Source organism: Pseudomonas pharyngis (assembly GCF_021602345.1).
Lineage (GTDB): Bacteria > Pseudomonadota > Gammaproteobacteria > Pseudomonadales > Pseudomonadaceae > Aquipseudomonas > Aquipseudomonas pharyngis.
In genome coordinates, this window is record NZ_BQID01000001.1 from 683,963 (window position 1) to 700,197 (window position 16,235).

Sequence of the window (16,235 nt, forward strand, 5' to 3'; positions counted from 1 at the left end):
TCTGGATGTCGCTAAGTCGCGTCTCGGTCACCGCGGTGCGCAATCTGCACCCGGTGACCTTCTCCCCCTCTCCCCGAATCAACATTCTTTACGGCGCCAACGGCAGCGGCAAAACCAGTGTTCTGGAAGCCATTCACCTGCTGGGGCTTGCCCGTTCGTTTCGTAGCACGCGGCTGTTGCCGGTCATCCAGTACGAACAACTCGCCTGCACCGTATTCGGTCAGGTTGAACTTGCCGAGGGTGGCCATAGTGCATTGGGGATATCTCGCGATCGTCAGGGCGAGTTCCAGATTCGCATTGACGGTCAGAATGCCCGCAGTGCGGCACAACTGGCGGAGATCCTGCCGCTGCAGTTGATCAACCCCGACAGCTTCCGCCTGCTGGAAGGCGCGCCGAAGATTCGCCGGCAGTTTCTCGACTGGGGCGTGTTCCACGTCGAACCGCGGTTCATGGCCACTTGGCAGCGTTTGCAGAAGGCCTTGCGCCAGAGAAACTCCTGGCTGCGGCATGGTACACTTGACGCCGTTTCGCAAGCGGTTTGGGACAGGGAACTGTGTCAGGCCAGCGCTGAAATCGATGAATACCGCCGCGCTTACATCAAAGCCTTGAAACCAGTCTTTGAACAAACCTTGAGCGAACTGGTTGAGCTCGAAGGTTTGACGCTCAGCTATTACCGAGGCTGGGACAAAGACCGGGAATTGAGCGCTGTACTCGCCGGATCCGTGCAACGGGACCAGCAGATGGGTCATACCCAGGCTGGGCCACAGCGGGCTGACTTGCGTCTTAGATTGGGCGCCCACAACGCCGCGGACATCTTGTCCCGGGGTCAGCAGAAGTTGGTGGTCTGTGCCTTGCGGATTGCCCAGGGGCATCTGGTGAGCCAGGCCCGACGCGGCCAGTGTATTTATCTGGTGGATGACTTGCCGTCCGAGCTGGACGAGAGCCACCGTCGCGCGCTGTGCCGCTTGCTGGAAGACTTACGCTGCCAGGTTTTTATCACCTGTGTAGATCACGAATTATTGAGGGAAGGCTGGCAGACGGAAACGCCAGTCGCTCTGTTCCACGTGGAACAGGGCCGTATCACCCAGACCCACGACCATCGGGAGTGAAGGCATTGAGCGAAGAAAATACGTACGACTCATCGAGCATTAAAGTGCTGAAAGGCCTGGATGCCGTGCGCAAACGTCCCGGTATGTACATTGGTGACACCGACGATGGCAGCGGTCTGCACCACATGGTGTTCGAGGTGGTCGACAACTCGATCGACGAAGCGCTCGCCGGCCACTGCGACGACATCAGCATCATCATCCACCCGGATGAGTCCATCACCGTTAAAGACAACGGCCGTGGCATCCCGGTAGACGTGCACAAAGAGGAAGGCGTTTCCGCCGCCGAGGTCATCATGACCGTCCTCCACGCCGGCGGTAAGTTCGACGACAACTCCTACAAGGTATCCGGCGGTCTGCACGGTGTAGGCGTTTCGGTTGTGAACGCGCTGTCCGAAGAGCTGGTCCTGACCGTTCGCCGCAGCGGCAAGATCTGGGAACAGACCTACGTCCACGGCGTACCTCAGGCACCGATGGCGATCGTTGGCGACAGCGAAACCACCGGTACCCAGATTCATTTCAAGGCTTCCAGCGAAACCTTCAAGAACATTCACTTCAGCTGGGACATCCTGGCCAAGCGCATTCGTGAACTGTCCTTCCTCAACTCCGGTGTCGGCATCGTCCTCAAGGATGAGCGCAGCGGCAAGGAAGAGCTGTTCAAGTACGAAGGCGGCCTGCGTGCGTTCGTTGAATACCTGAACACCAACAAGACTGCGGTCAACCAGGTGTTCCACTTCAACATCCAGCGTGAAGACGGCATCGGCGTGGAAATCGCCCTGCAGTGGAACGACAGCTTCAACGAGAACCTGTTGTGCTTCACCAACAACATTCCGCAGCGCGACGGCGGCACCCATCTGGTGGGCTTCCGTTCCGCGCTGACGCGTAACCTGAACAACTACATCGAGCAGGAAGGTCTGGCGAAAAAGCACAAAGTCGCCACCACCGGTGACGATGCCCGTGAAGGCCTGACCGCGATCATCTCGGTGAAGGTGCCGGATCCGAAGTTCAGCTCCCAGACCAAAGACAAGCTGGTGTCTTCCGAAGTGAAGACCGCGGTCGAACAGGAAATGGGCAAGTACTTCTCCGACTTCCTGCTGGAAAACCCGAACGAAGCCAAACTGGTCGTTGGCAAGATGATCGACGCCGCCCGTGCCCGTGAAGCGGCGCGCAAGGCCCGTGAGATGACCCGCCGTAAAGGCGCGCTGGACATCGCCGGCCTGCCAGGCAAGCTCGCTGACTGCCAGGAAAAAGACCCGGCGCTGTCCGAACTGTACCTCGTGGAAGGTGACTCCGCGGGCGGCTCTGCCAAGCAGGGACGTAACCGCAAGACCCAGGCCATCCTGCCGCTGAAGGGCAAGATCCTCAACGTCGAGAAAGCACGTTTCGACAAGATGATCTCGTCCCAGGAAGTGGGCACCCTGATCACCGCGCTGGGCTGCGGCATCGGTCGCGAAGAGTACAACATCGACAAGCTGCGCTATCACAACATCATCATCATGACCGATGCTGACGTCGACGGTTCGCACATCCGTACCCTGCTGCTGACCTTCTTCTTCCGTCAGTTGCCTGAGCTGATCGAGCGCGGCTACATCTACATCGCCCAGCCGCCGCTGTACAAAGTCAAGAAAGGCAAGCAAGAGCAATACATCAAAGACGACGACGCCATGGAAGAGTACATGACGCAGTCGGCCCTGGAAGATGCGAGCCTGCACCTGAACGAAGACGCCCCGGGCATTTCCGGCGAAGCGCTGGAACGTCTGGTGAATGACTTCCGCATGGTGATGAAGACCCTCAAGCGTCTGTCGCGCCTGTACCCGCAGGAGCTGACCGAGCACTTCATCTACCTGCCGGCCGTCAGCCTGGAAATGCTCGGCGATCACGCAAAGATGCAGGACTGGCTGGCCCAGTACGAAGTCCGTCTGCGCACCGTCGAGAAGTCGGGCCTGGTCTACAAGGCCAGCCTGCGTGAAGACCGCGAGCGTGGCGTGTGGCTGCCAGAGGTCGAACTGATCTCCCACGGCCTGTCGAACTACGTCACCTTCAACCGCGATTTCTTCGGCAGCAACGACTACAAGACCGTCGTCACCCTCGGCGCTCAACTGAGCACCCTGCTCGACGAAGGCGCGTACATCCAGCGCGGCGAGCGCAAGAAAGCGGTCACCGAGTTCAAGGAAGCCCTGGACTGGCTGATGGCCGAAAGCACCAAGCGCCACACCATCCAGCGATACAAAGGTCTGGGCGAAATGAACCCGGATCAGCTGTGGGAAACCACCATGGACCCAAGCGTGCGCCGCATGCTGAAAGTCACCATCGAAGACGCCATTGGCGCAGACCAGATCTTCAACACCCTGATGGGTGATGCGGTCGAACCTCGCCGTGACTTCATCGAGAGCAATGCCCTGGCGGTGTCCAACCTGGATTTCTGATCCCGGTCAGCGCCAACGAAAAGGCCAACGCATTTGCGTTGGCCTTTTTTATTGCCTGCGATTCACTCCCCTGCCGCCACACTCTCCAACCGATACCCATACCCATAAATCGTCAGCAACTGCCAACCCCGATCCGCCGTCAGCCCGAGCTTGTTGCGCAGGCGATAGATATGCGTGTCCAGCGGTCGCGACGTGGACATTTCTTCGTGGGGCCAGAATCGTTCGTAAAGGTAATCCCGTGAAAGCGGTCGGCCGAGGTTGCTGAACAGACAATGGGCGAGGCGATACTCACGTTCAGTCATAACAATCGGTTTCCCGTCGCGGGTAACGGTGAGTTCGGCGTCGTCGAACACCAGGTCGTTGAAACGCAGAACCTCGGCCGGTGCGCTTCGTTGCAGACTGTGCCGGCGCAATACCGCCGCCACGCGCGCCTTCAGTTCATTGGGCCGAAACGGCTTGCTGACATAATCGTCGGCACCCGCATTCAGGGCCTGGACGATATCGCTCTCGCCATCGCGGCTGGTGAGCATGATGGCCGCCGGCGGGGCTTCCATGTGTTCGCGGGTCCAGCGCAGCAGCGCCAGGCCGGTGAGGTCGGGCAGTTGCCAGTCGAGGATCAGCAGGTCGAAGGTTTCCCGGCGCAACTGTCGCAGCAGGTCTTCACCGCTTTCGAAGCTGTGCAGTGACCAGGGCTGTCCTCCGGCCTCGGCCATTTGTTGCAGGGTCTGCTCGACCCGGCGCAGTTCGGCGGGTTCATCGTCCAGTATCGCAACGCGCATACGCGGTGGTTCCTTGTCGCTCGGGCAATGGGTGCCGACCGGATCGGCTCACTCCATGCAGTGAAAGTAAGCGGCACGCCGAGGGGTGAGCCGCTATGATTCTTCGGGTCTACGTCCTCAGACCGGCCGCCTATGAAACCATTCAACCCGCCCTGCCCTGTTCCCCATGAATAACCACCGCCGACGCGAAAGCCGCGTACCCAGCCAGGTTCAGCGTTTGTTCCGGCAACTGGTGCGCGAGTGGGTGTGGATAAGTCTAGTGCTGTTGCCGCTGACTGCACTGCTTTCCTGGCGTGCGCAGATCAATTTGCATGATCCGGCGCCGTTGATGGGCGCGGGACTTTCAGTTGCCTTGGTCGCGTGCGTACTTGGGTTGCTGCTGTGGCGCCCGCGTCTGGCACTCTGGCTGACATTGGGCGGGATGGCCTGTGTGCTGCTGACCAGTGCGGGTCTGGCGGAGATGAGGCGTTGGTGGTCGCCGACGCCGGCGGTGCTGGGCATGTTATTCGGTTATCTGATCTGGAACTGGCGACGCCTGAGTGTGGTGCTGACCTACTTCGGCTGGGAGCTGGCGCGGCTGGACAGTGAACCGAAAGTCTTTCCCGAACGGCGTCGGGCGCAGTTTCCCAGCGCCGACCGCTTGCAGGGGCAGATCATGGCGCTTGAGCAAGCCATGAGCCGTACCCGCGATACCCGCCGATTCATTGCCGACGGGCTGGAGTATCTGCCGGTCGCGACCCTGATCAGCGATCCACGGGGGCAAGTCTTGTTGGGCAACCGCAAGGCCCGGAGCCTGTTCGATCACAATCTGGTGGGCGAGGATGTGCTCGATCAACTGGCGGGCCTGGGCTATCCGGAGTTATCCACAGAGCCACACCCGCCGCTGTCCGAGCTGCCTCTGCTGGAGTTTCGTGACCACAAGGAACGTAGCCTGCGCCTGGAACGCGCCGCATTGTTGCCGGTTGATGGCGACCTGCCGATCGGCTGGCTCCTGAGTCTCACTGACCTCAGCGCCGAACGCGCCGCCGAGGAACAGCGCGGTGTGTTGCTGCGCTTCCTGTCCCATGACCTGCGCGCGCCCCATTCGGCGATTCTTGCCCTGCTCGATGTGCACCGACATCAGGCGGGAACGGATTCGCCACTGTTCGAACAGATTGAGCGCCAGGTACGCCGGGCGCTGGAACTCACCGACGGCTTCGTTCTGCTGGCCCGTGCGGAATCCGAGGCGTACCAGTTTCAACCGAGCCTGTTCGGGATGCTGGTCATGGACGTTCTGGATCAGGCGTTGCCCATCGCTCAGCAAAAACGCATCGAGCTCCTGAGCGACATGGACGAACAATCACAGGAGCGTCTGATTTTGGCCGATCAAGGCTTGTTGACCCGCGCCCTGTTCAACCTGCTGGAAAATGCGATCAAGTACAGCCCGGCTGGATCCACAGTGAATCTGCGTGTCAGTTGCGACAACGACTGGCTGCGTTGTGAACTGTCCGATCAAGGCAAAGGAATCGCTGCAGAAGAACTGCCTGACCTGTTCAGCCAGTACCGGCGGTTTTCCTCTGCGCAGGGTATCGATGGCGTGGGGCTTGGGCTCTCGATGGTCAAAGCTGTGATCGATCACCACGGCGGTCGGATCGAATGCCTGAGTGTGGTTGACCAAGGCACGACGTTCCTTCTGGAACTGCCACTGATCGCTGAAGAGCAGGCATAAAAAAACCGGCTATATCAGCCGGTTTCCTTACTTCCGAAAAAAACTTATGCACCTTTTACGGTGTTTTATCAGCTTCGGAAATATATAAGTAAATCAGTGAGTTAATTCGATAATTCGGGATTTTGCGAACAAACCGTACACAGGTTATCCACAAATCTCAGACAGCGATCTGATCGTTCGCAGCCGGTGCCTGAGGGGCCGGAGGCAGCGAGCCCATTTCTCGTTGTGTTTTCTCGTTCCACGCCTGCACCCGGTCATTCAGATCGGCGATGGCGCGCGGGCCACTACCCTCGGCGTACATCGGCTCACCGATGACCACGGTAATCACACCCTGCTTTTTACCCCAACCGATTTTCGGCCAGAACTTGCCGGCATTGTGTGCAATCGGCAGTACCGGAAGCCCCGCATTCACCGCCAATGCGCTGCCACTGCGGGAGAACTTGCCGATGGTGCCGTGGGGAACGCGAGTGCCTTCAGGGAAGATCAGCACCCAGACATTGTCCTTGAGCAGCTCGTCACCTTTCGCCGCCACCTGCTTGAGGGCGGCTTTCGGGTTGTCGCGGTCAATCGCGATCGGTCGCAGCATGGCCATGGCCCAGCCGAAGAACGGCACGTACAGCAATTCACGCTTGAGCACCTGGCTCAAGGGCGAGAAATAAGCGGAGAGAAAAAACGTCTCCCAGGTGCTCTGGTGGTTCGATTGAATCACACAGGGCCGGTCAGGCACGTTTTCCGCGCCTTTGACTTCGTAACGGATACCGAGAAATACCTTGGTCAACCACAAGGCGCAGCGGCACCAGTACACGTTGATGAAACGATAGCGCGCCTTGAACGGCAGAAAGGGCGCGATAAAAAAGCTCAGGCTGCACCACAGCAGAGCGGTGGTACCCAGCAGCAGGTAAAAGAGGAAGATTCTGATGGCCTGCAGTATCGACATGGCGACGTTTACCGTTACGGGCAATGCCCGACTGTTCAAGCGCACTCCCGATCAATCCCTGGTCAGGAACTTCAGAAGCACTCTAGTTGTGGATAAGTTCTGCGGCAATTGCCGCGAGATCGTCAAAAATCAGGGTGCCAACCGGCAAGGTCTTGGCCTGAGTCTTTTCGCCTTTCCCGGTCTTTACCAAAACGGGCTGTGAATCGACGGCTTTGGCGGCCTCCAGGTCACCAAGGCTGTCGCCGACGAACCAGACATTCGTCAGCGCGACGTTGTAATGCTGTGCGATGGTTTTCAACATCCCCGGTTTCGGCTTGCGGCAGTCGCAACCCTCATCCGGTCCATGCGGGCAATACACGATCAGCCCGACTTCACCGCCCTGCTCCGCTACCAGCGTGCGCAGGCGCGCGTGCATGGCATCGAGGGTGGCGAGGTCGTAGTAGCCGCGAGCAATGCCCGACTGGTTGGTGGCGACCGCCACCGTCCAGCCGGCCTTGCTCAACTGCGCAATCGCTTCGATCGAGCCGGGCAGCGGAATCCACTCCTCCACCGACTTGATGTAAGCGTCGGAGTCGTAATTGATCACTCCGTCCCGATCGAGAATCAGCAGTTTCAACAGCAATCCCTCAACCCAGCAGCGAAATGTCGGCAACGCCCAGGAACAGGCCCCGCAGACGCGCCAGCAGCGCGTAACGGTTGGCCCGCACATTGGCGTCGTCGGCATTGACCATCACCGCGTCGAAGAACGCATCCACCGGCTCGCGCAGTGCAGCCAGACGTGCCAGCGATTCGTTGTACTGACGCGCCGCAGCCATTGGCTGTACAGCCTGGTCCGCTTGCTGGATCGCCGAGTACAGCGAGAACTCGTTGGCGTTGTCGAAGTATTTGGCCTGGACTTCGGTCGGCACCGAGCCTTCCACCTTGCTCAACAGGTTCGATACGCGCTTGTTCACCGCCGCCAGCGCTGCCGCTTCCGGCAGTTTGCGGAAGGCCTGAACCGCTTGCACACGCTGGTCGAAGTCCAGCGCCGAACCCGGCTTCAGGGCACGCACCGACAGGTAGGTGGCGACATCCACGCCTTCGTCTTCGTAACGCGCACGCAGACGGTCGAAGATGAACTCCAGCACCGCGTCGTTCAGGCCGGCAGCCTTGACCTTGGCACCGAAGGCATTCACGGCGAACGCCACGGCGTCGTTCAGGTCCAGATCCAGTTGTTTCTCGATCAGGATCCGCAGCACGCCCAATGCCGCACGGCGCAGGGCATACGGGTCTTTGCTCCCGGTCGGCAGCATGCCGATGCCGAAGATGCCGACCAGGGTGTCGAGCTTGTCGGCGATGGCCACGGCCGCACCGGTCAGGGTGGCAGGCAGTTCAGCGCCGGCACCGCGCGGCATGTACTGCTCGTTCAGCGCCAGGGCGACGTCTTCCGGCTCGCCGTCATTGAGGGCGTAGTAGTAACCGGCGACACCTTGCATCTCCGGGAACTCGCCGACCATTTCGGTGGCCAGGTCGCACTTCGACAGCAGGCCTGCACGGGCAGCCCACGAAGCGTTGCCGCCGATGCGTGCGGCGATGTACGCGGCCAGTTTCGACACGCGCTCGGCCTTGTCGTAGACGCTGCCGAGTTTCTCCTGGAACACCACGTTCTGCAGGCGATCGTTGAACGCTTCGAGCTTCTGCTTCTTGTCCTGCTTGAAGAAGAACTCGGCGTCGGTCAGGCGTGGGCGAACCACCTTCTCGTTACCGGCGATGATCTGCTGCGGGTCTTTGGATTCGATGTTGGCCACAGTGATGAAACGTGGCAGCAACTTGCCGTCGGCATCCAGCAGGCAGAAGTACTTCTGGTTGTCCTGCATGGTGGTGATCAGCGCTTCCTGCGGCACGTCGAGGAAGCGTTCCTCGAACGAGCACACCAGCGGTACCGGCCACTCGACCAGCGCGGTCACTTCGTCGAGCAACGCAGGAGGCACGATCGCGGTGCCTTCCTGACGGGTGGCCAGTTCTTCGGTGCGCTTGCCGATGATTTCGCGACGCTCGTTGGCATCGGCCAGCACGTAGGCGGCACGCAGGTCGGCCAGGTAGCTCGACGGCGAACCGATGCGCACGCTTTGCGGGTGGTGGAAACGGTGGCCACGGGATTCACGGCCAGCCTTCTGCGCGAGGATCGTGCAGTCGATGACCTGGTCGCCGAGCAGCATCACCAGCCACTGGGTCGGACGCACGAACTCTTCCTTGCGCGCCCCCCAACGCATGCGTTTCGGGATCGGCAGGTCGTTCAGCGAGTCTTCGACGATGGTCGGCAGCAGGCTGGCGGTCGGCTTGCCGGCGATGTTCTGGCTGTAGCGCAGTTTCGGACCGCTCTGGTCGATTTCGCTCAACTCGACGCCGCACTTCTTGGCAAAACCCAGTGCCGCTTGAGTCGGGTTGCCTTCGGCATCGAACGCGGCCTGACGCGGCGGGCCGTCGAGGTTGATGCTGCGATCCGGCTGCTGGGTGGCCAGCGCAGTGATCAGCACAGCCAGACGGCGCGGCGCGGCGTAAACGGTTTTGCTCTCGTAATTCAGGCCAGCGGCTTGCAGGCCCTTGTCGATACCGGCCAGGAACGCTTCGGCCAGGGTGTTCAGGGCTTTGGGTGGCAGTTCTTCGGTGCCCAGTTCAACCAGAAAATCTTGAGCACTCATTGTGCAGCCTCCAGCTTGGCCAGTACTTCGTCACGCAGGTCCGGGGTTGCCATCGGGAAGCCCAGCTTGGCGCGGGCCAGCAGGTAGGCTTGAGCGACGGAACGCGCCAGGGTGCGTACGCGCAGAATGTATTGCTGACGCGCGGTCACCGAGATCGCCCGGCGCGCATCCAGCAGGTTGAAGGTGTGCGAGGCCTTCAGGACCATTTCATAGCTTGGCAACGGCAGCGGCTGGTCGAGTTCGATCAGGCGCTTGGCTTCGCTTTCATAGAAGTCGAACAGTTCGAACAGCTTGTCGACGTTGGCGTGTTCGAAGTTGTAGGTGGACTGCTCCACTTCGTTCTGGTGGAACACGTCGCCGTAGGTCACTTTGCCGAACGGACCGTCAGCCCAGACCAGGTCGTAGACCGAATCCACGCCTTGCAGGTACATGGCCAGACGCTCGAGACCGTAGGTGATCTCGCCGGTCACCGGGTAGCACTCGATGCCGCCCGCTTGCTGGAAGTAGGTGAACTGGGTCACTTCCATGCCGTTCAGCCAGACTTCCCAGCCCAGACCCCAGGCGCCGAGGGTCGGCGATTCCCAGTTGTCTTCGACGAAGCGAATGTCGTGGACCAGCGGGTCCAGGCCGACATGCTTGAGGGAGCCCAGGTACAGTTCCTGGAAGTTGTCCGGGTTCGGTTTCAGAACCACCTGGAACTGATAGTAGTGCTGCAGACGGTTCGGGTTTTCGCCGTAACGGCCGTCAGTCGGACGGCGGCTTGGCTGCACGTAGGCGGCGTTCCAGGTTTCCGGGCCGATGGCGCGCAGGAATGTCGCGGTGTGGAAAGTGCCGGCGCCTACTTCCATATCGTAGGGCTGAAGTACCACACAACCTTGCTCGGCCCAGTACTGCTGGAGCGCGAGGATCAAGTCTTGGAAGGTACGCACGGCTGGCGTAGGCTGGCTCACGAAATTCACCTGTTTCTTGGGCTGCGATTTAAAGAGCGGGAGTATACCCGATTCAGTCGCACCTCCACCCCCTGGAGCCTTATGCCACGCTGCTTTTGGTGCAACGAAGATCCGCTGTACATGGCTTACCACGATCAGGAGTGGGGTACGCCGCTACGCGATGCGCAGGGTTTGTTCGAGTTGCTTTTGCTCGAAGGGTTCCAGGCCGGGCTGTCGTGGATCACCGTGCTGCGCAAGCGCGAGCGATATCGCGAGGTGTTGTTCGGCTTCGACGTACAGCGCGTGGCGCAAATGAGCGACGCGGAAATCGATGAATTGATGCTCGATCCGGGAATCATCCGCAATCGCCTCAAACTCAATGCCGCCCGGCGCAACGCCCAGGCCTGGCTGGCGCTGGAGGATCCGGTGGCCTTCCTCTGGTCGTTTGTGGATAACCGCCCGGTGATCAATCATTTCAAGGATCGCAGCGAAGTCCCGGCGATCACCCCGCAAGCCGTGGCCATGAGCAAGGGCCTGAAAAAGGCCGGTTTCACCTTCGTCGGTCCGACCATCTGCTACGCGCTGATGCAGGCCTCGGGCATGGTCATGGATCACACTCAGGACTGCGACCGCTACGCGCAGCTCGTCAACGGCGGTTAGAATGGCCGCCTCGCGCACAGCACAAGATCAGGAGTGACCTGTGGAAAAGTTTAAAGGCGCCATGCTGGTTGGCGCTCTGCGGCTGTTTGCCCTGCTGCCGTGGCGGGCCGTGCAGGCCGTGGGTTCGGCAATCGGCTGGATCATGTGGAAAACCCCCAACCGTTCCCGCGATGTGGTGCGGATCAACCTGGCCAAATGTTTTCCCCAGATGGACCCGGCCGAACGCGAGCGTCTGGTCGGCCAGACCCTGAAAGACATCGGCAAGTCCCTGACCGAAAGCGCCTGCGCCTGGATATGGCCGGCCCAGCGTTCCATCGACCTGGTGCGCGAAGTCGAAGGCCTCGAGGTGCTGAAAGAAGCGCTGGCATCGGGCAAGGGCGTGGTTGGCATCACCAGTCACCTGGGCAACTGGGAAGTGCTCAACCACTTCTATTGCAGCCAGTGCAAACCGATCATTTTCTATCGGCCGCCGAAGCTCAAGGCTGTGGATGAATTGCTGCGCAAACAGCGGGTGCAACTGGGCAACAAAGTCGCCGCGTCGACCAAGGAAGGCATCCTCAGTGTCATCAAGGAAGTGCGCAAGGGCGGTCAGGTGGGGATTCCAGCAGACCCGGAGCCGGCCGAATCCGCCGGGATCTTCGTGCCGTTCTTCGCCACCCAGGCCCTGACCAGCAAGTTCGTGCCAAACATGCTGGCTGGTGGCAAGGCCGTCGGCGTGTTCCTGCATGCCCTGCGTCTACCGGACGGTTCCGGCTACAAGGTGATCCTGGAAGCAGCCCCAGAAGCCATGTACAGCACCGACACCGAAACCTCCTGCGCGGCGATGAGTAAAGTCGTCGAGCGTTATGTGGCGGCTTATCCGAGCCAGTACATGTGGAGCATGAAACGCTTCAAGAAGCGTCCGCCGGGCGAGGCGCGCTGGTACTGATCGGCGATGGGTGTTTGTGGATAACCTGAACAAACGGGTTATCCACAGCCGTCATGGCTTCCGCCGATCCAGCTTCTTCAGAAACACCGTCATTTCCTTTTCGGCCTGCTTGTCGCCATGGGCCCGGGCGGCTTCCAGCCCCTGCTCCCACGCCTGCCGCGCAGCCGCCAGATCACCCAGCGCCAGTTGCGCCTTGCCCAACAGCTTCCACGCCGCCGAATACTTCGGATCAAAGCCGACGCAATGCTGGAAATGCTCGGCCGCCTTCGTGTTCTCCCCCTGATCCAGATAACCCTTGCCCAAGCCGAAGCGCAGCAGCGAGTTATCCACACCCTTGGCGAGCATTTTTTCCAGGGATTCGATCATCGGTCTCGCCTCTTGGTCGGTCAGAAGAAACTCAGGCCCACGTGGAACAGCTTCTCCACATCGCGAATATGCTTTTTATCCACAAGGAACAGAATCACATGGTCGCCGGCGGCAATCACCGTGTCGCCATGGGCGATGATCACTTCTTCATCGCGGATGATCGCGCCAATGGTGGTTCCCGGCGGCAGCGCAATGTTTTCGATGGTCTTGCCGATCACCTTGCTCGACTTCGAATCTCCGTGGGCCACCGCTTCGATGGCTTCCGCCGCGCCACGGCGCAATGAGTGCACGCTGACGATATCGCCGCGCCGCACATGCGCCAGCAAGGTGCCGATGGTTGCCAGTTGCGGGCTGATGGCGATGTCGATGTCACCGCCCTGGATCAGGTCCACGTAGGCCGGGTTGTTGATGATCGTCATCACCTTCTTCGCGCCCAGGCGCTTGGCCAGCAGCGACGACATGATGTTGGCTTCGTCATCGTTGGTCAGGGCGAGGAAGATGTCGGCGTCGGCGATGTTCTCTTCCAGCAGCAGGTCGCGATCCGACGCGCTGCCCTGCAACACCACGGTGCTGTCGAGGGTATCGGAGAGATAACGACAGCGCGCCGGATTCATCTCGATGATCTTCACCTGATAGCGGCTTTCGATGGCCTCGGCCAGCCGTTCGCCGATCTGCCCGCCACCGGCGATGACGATGCGCTTGTAGCTTTCGTCTAGCCGGCGCATTTCGCTCATCACCGCGCGAATGTTCGCACGGGCGGCGATGAAGAAGACTTCGTCGTCGGCCTCGATCACCGTGTCGCCCTGGGGAAGAATCGGTCGATCGCGGCGGAAAATCGCGGCCACCCGTGTTTCCACATTCGGCATGTGTTCGCGCAACTGGCGCAGCTGCTGGCCTACCAGCGGCCCGCCGTAGTAGGCGCGCACCGCGACCAGTTGTGCCTGGCCTTCGGCGAAATCGATCACCTGCAAGGCACCGGGATGCTGGATCAGACGCTTGATGTAGTTGGTGACGACCTGCTCGGGACTGATCAGCACGTCGACCGGAATCGCCTCGTTCTGGAACAGCTGCTCCTCGCGGGTCAGATAAGACGCTTCGCGCACCCGGGCAATCTTGGTCGGGGTGTGGAACAGGGTGTGAGCGACCTGACAGGCAACCATGTTGGTTTCGTCGCTGTTGGTCACCGCGACCAGCATGTCGGCGTCGTCGGCACCGGCCTGACGCAGAATGTTCGGCAGCGAGCCTCGGCCCTGCACGGTGCGGATGTCGAGGCGATCGCCAAGATCGCGCAGACGGTCGCCGTCAGTGTCGACCACCGTGATGTCATTGGCCTCGCTGGCCAGATGTTCAGCCAGCGAACCGCCGACCTGTCCCGCACCGAGGATGATGATTTTCATCCAATCACTCCATTGAATCCGTTTAGCCGCGCGCGGCAGCGATCTTGATCAGCTTGGCGTAGTAGAACCCGTCATGCCCGCCCTGCTGGGCCAGCAATTGGCGACCATGGGGCTGCTTGATCCCGGCGGCGGTGGCCAGATCCAGCTCCCGCGCGCCCGGCGTACGCTCAAGGAACGCAGCGATGACTTCGGTGTTTTCGGTCGGCAAGGTCGAGCAGGTGGCGTAGAGCAGGATGCCGCCCACTTCGAGGGTTTTCCACATCGCGTCGAGCAACTCGCCTTGCAGGTGCGCGAGGGCGGCGATGTCGTCGGCCTGACGGGTCAGCTTGATGTCCGGATGACGGCGAATCACCCCGGTGGCCGAGCATGGCGCGTCGAGCAGGATGCGCTGGAACGGTTTGCCGTCCCACCACGCTGCCGTGTCGCGACCGTCGGCGGCGATCAGTTCGGCGCTCAGACCGAGACGTTCGAGGTTTTCCTTCACTCGCACCAGCCGCTTGGCTTCCAGGTCCACCGCCACCACGCCGGTCAGTGCCGGTTCGGCTTCGAGGATGTGGCAGGTCTTGCCGCCCGGCGCGCAGCAGGCGTCCAGCACTCGCTGGCCCGGCGCGAGGTCGAGCAGGTCGGCGGCCAGTTGCGCGGCTTCGTCCTGTACGCTGATCCAGCCTTCGGCGAAGCCCGGCAGGCTGCGTACGTCGGCGGCAGTGTCGAGGATGATGCCGTCGCGGCTGAAGGTGCATGGCTGTGCGGCGATACCCGCTTCAGTCAGCAGACTCAGGTAGGCATCGCGGCTGTGATGACGGCGATTGACCCGCAGGATCATCGGCGGATGCGCGTTGTTGGCTTCGCAGATCGCTTCCCATTGCTCAGGCCAGAAGGCCTTCAGGGATTTTTGCAGCCAGCGCGGGTGAGCGGTGCGCACCACCGGATCGCGTTCCAGTTCGGCGAAGATCGCCTCATGTTCGCGCTGCGCATTGCGCAGTACGGCGTTGAGCAAACCTTTGGCCCACGGCTTTTTCAGCTTGTCGGCGCAACCGACGGTTTCGCCGATGGCGGCGTGTGGCGGGACGCGGGTGTAGAGCAACTGGTAGAGACCGACGAGCAGCAGCGCCTCGACATCGGCGTCGGCTGCCTTGAACGGCTTCTGCAGCAGTTTTTCTGCCAGCGCCGACAAGCGTGGCTGCCAACGGGCGGTGCCGAACGCGAGGTCCTGGGTGAAACCGCGATCGCGATCGTCGACCTTGTCCAGTTGTGTCGGCAGGGAGCTGTTGAGCGAAGCCTTGCCGCTGAGGACAGCGGCGAGTGCCTTGGCGGCGGCCAGACGCGGGTTCATTGCGCGTCCACCGCTGCGCCCAGCACGGTGCCGGTGGCGAATTTCTCACGACGGCTGTTGAACAGATCGCTGAAGTTCAGCGCCTTGCCGCCGGGCAATTGCAGGCGGGTCAGGCACAGCGCCTGTTCGCCGCAAGCGACGAGCAGACCGTCCTTGCTGGCGCCGAGGATGGTGCCCGGTGCGCCTTTGCCTTCGGCCAGTGTCGCCGCCAGCACTTTCAGCGCTTCTCCGTTGAGCGTGCTGTGGGTGATCGGCCATGGATTGAAGGCGCGGACCAGACGTTCCAGCTCAACGGCCGGTCGGCTCCAGTCGAGGCGTGCTTCGTCCTTGTTCAGTTTGTGCGCGTAGGTGGCGAGCTCATCGTTCTGCACTTCGCCTTCCAGGGTGCCGGCGGCCAGACCGGCAATCGCCTGCACCACGGCGGGCGGGCCCATTTCGGCCAGGCGATCGTGAAGGCTGCCGCCAGTGTCTTCGGCGCTGATCGGGGTGACGACCTTGAGCAGCATCGGCCCGGTATCGAGGCCTGCTTCCATGCGCATCACGGTCACGCCGCTCTCGGCATCGCCCGCTTCCACGGCGCGCTGGATCGGCGCCGCACCGCGCCAGCGCGGCAGCAGCGAGGCGTGGCTGTTGATGCAGCCCAGGCGCGGAATATCCAGCACCGCTTGCGGCAGGATCAGGCCGTAGGCGACCACCACCATCAAGTCAGGCTTCAGCGCAGCGAGCTCGGCTTGAGCGTCAGCGTTGCGCAGGGTCGGCGGCTGCAACACCTGGATATTGTTTTCCAGGGCGAGCTGTTTGACCGGGCTCGGCATCAGTTTTTGCCCACGACCGGCCGGACGATCCGGTTGGGTGTAGACCGCAACGATCTCGTAAGGGCTGTCCAGCAGGGCCTTGAGGTGTTCGGCGGCGAATTCCGGGGTGCCGGCAAAAACGATGCGCAGTGGCTCAGTCATGGGGGAGTCTCATAAAAAGAAAAAGGCTT

Annotated in this window: 14 protein-coding genes; 5 read left to right on the forward strand and 9 right to left on the reverse strand. The window is 61.2% G+C overall.

Annotated features, from left to right (window positions below):
• Nucleotides 1-5 precede the first annotated feature (5 nt).
• Together recF and gyrB are read left to right on the forward strand one after the other, a co-directional pair.
• Nucleotides 6-1,109: a DNA replication/repair protein RecF gene (recF, locus tag L6D74_RS03115; RefSeq protein ID WP_003220208.1), complete on the forward strand. Its 1,104-nt coding sequence runs from the start codon at nt 6-8 to the stop codon at nt 1,107-1,109.
• Nucleotides 1,110-1,114: 5 nt separating this feature from the next.
• Nucleotides 1,115-3,532, forward strand: a complete 2,418-nt coding sequence (gyrB, locus tag L6D74_RS03120; RefSeq protein WP_011331734.1) for a DNA topoisomerase (ATP-hydrolyzing) subunit B — start codon at nt 1,115-1,117, stop codon at nt 3,530-3,532.
• 62 nt (nt 3,533-3,594) lie between these two features.
• Here the strand turns inward: gyrB and L6D74_RS03125 are convergent, their stop codons facing one another.
• The gene (locus L6D74_RS03125) at nt 3,595-4,311 is read right to left on the reverse strand and encodes a response regulator transcription factor (protein ID WP_064592400.1); all 717 of its coding nucleotides are present in this window, start codon (nt 4,309-4,311) and stop codon (nt 3,595-3,597) included.
• A 166-nt stretch (nt 4,312-4,477) separates the two neighbouring features.
• Here L6D74_RS03125 and L6D74_RS03130 point away from each other — a divergent pair, with 166 nt between their 5' ends.
• The gene (locus tag L6D74_RS03130; RefSeq protein ID WP_236187645.1) at nt 4,478-6,019 is read left to right on the forward strand and encodes a sensor histidine kinase; all 1,542 of its coding nucleotides are present in this window, start codon (nt 4,478-4,480) and stop codon (nt 6,017-6,019) included.
• Between the two features lie 157 nt (nt 6,020-6,176).
• On the opposite strand, the gene L6D74_RS03135 is transcribed toward L6D74_RS03130, so the two are convergent.
• The 4 genes from L6D74_RS03135 to glyQ all read right to left on the reverse strand — a co-directional run bounded on the left by L6D74_RS03135 (nt 6,177) and on the right by glyQ (nt 10,587).
• Nucleotides 6,177-6,956, reverse strand: a complete 780-nt coding sequence (locus L6D74_RS03135; RefSeq protein WP_103385812.1) for a lysophospholipid acyltransferase family protein — start codon at nt 6,954-6,956, stop codon at nt 6,177-6,179.
• An 82-nt stretch (nt 6,957-7,038) separates the two neighbouring features.
• Nucleotides 7,039-7,578, reverse strand: coding sequence for a D-glycero-beta-D-manno-heptose 1,7-bisphosphate 7-phosphatase (gene gmhB / locus L6D74_RS03140; protein ID WP_166742338.1), 540 nt, complete (start codon nt 7,576-7,578; stop codon nt 7,039-7,041).
• A gap of 4 nt (nt 7,579-7,582) precedes the next feature.
• Nucleotides 7,583-9,637, reverse strand: a complete 2,055-nt coding sequence (gene glyS / locus L6D74_RS03145; RefSeq protein WP_039764947.1) for a glycine--tRNA ligase subunit beta — start codon at nt 9,635-9,637, stop codon at nt 7,583-7,585.
• Nucleotides 9,634-10,587, reverse strand: a complete 954-nt coding sequence (gene glyQ / locus L6D74_RS03150; RefSeq protein WP_003187265.1) for a glycine--tRNA ligase subunit alpha — start codon at nt 10,585-10,587, stop codon at nt 9,634-9,636. Before glyQ ends, glyS begins: the two co-directional genes overlap by 4 nt.
• A gap of 81 nt (nt 10,588-10,668) precedes the next feature.
• Here glyQ and tag point away from each other — a divergent pair, with 81 nt between their 5' ends.
• On the forward strand, nt 10,669-11,226 hold the full coding sequence (tag, locus tag L6D74_RS03155) for a DNA-3-methyladenine glycosylase I (RefSeq protein WP_064592405.1): 558 nt from the start codon (nt 10,669-10,671) through the stop codon (nt 11,224-11,226).
• Between the two features lie 40 nt (nt 11,227-11,266).
• Nucleotides 11,267-12,154 (forward strand): lysophospholipid acyltransferase, encoded by an 888-nt coding sequence (locus tag L6D74_RS03160; protein WP_085748012.1) that lies wholly within the window; start codon nt 11,267-11,269, stop codon nt 12,152-12,154.
• 51 nt (nt 12,155-12,205) lie between these two features.
• Here the strand turns inward: L6D74_RS03160 and L6D74_RS03165 are convergent, their stop codons facing one another.
• Genes L6D74_RS03165 through fmt form a run of 4 tightly spaced genes read right to left on the reverse strand, consistent with a single transcriptional unit; the run spans nt 12,206 to nt 16,206 of the window.
• Entirely contained in the window at nt 12,206-12,520 is a 315-nt protein-coding gene (locus L6D74_RS03165; protein WP_236187646.1) for a tetratricopeptide repeat protein, read from the reverse strand.
• Between the two features lie 20 nt (nt 12,521-12,540).
• Nucleotides 12,541-13,917 (reverse strand): Trk system potassium transporter TrkA, encoded by a 1,377-nt coding sequence (gene trkA, locus L6D74_RS03170; RefSeq protein WP_064592408.1) that lies wholly within the window; start codon nt 13,915-13,917, stop codon nt 12,541-12,543.
• Between the two features lie 22 nt (nt 13,918-13,939).
• Nucleotides 13,940-15,250, reverse strand: coding sequence for a 16S rRNA (cytosine(967)-C(5))-methyltransferase RsmB (rsmB, locus tag L6D74_RS03175; RefSeq protein ID WP_236187647.1), 1,311 nt, complete (start codon nt 15,248-15,250; stop codon nt 13,940-13,942).
• Nucleotides 15,247-16,206: a methionyl-tRNA formyltransferase gene (gene fmt, locus L6D74_RS03180; RefSeq protein ID WP_074689778.1), complete on the reverse strand. Its 960-nt coding sequence runs from the start codon at nt 16,204-16,206 to the stop codon at nt 15,247-15,249. Before fmt ends, rsmB begins: the two co-directional genes overlap by 4 nt.
• Nucleotides 16,207-16,235 lie beyond the last annotated feature (29 nt).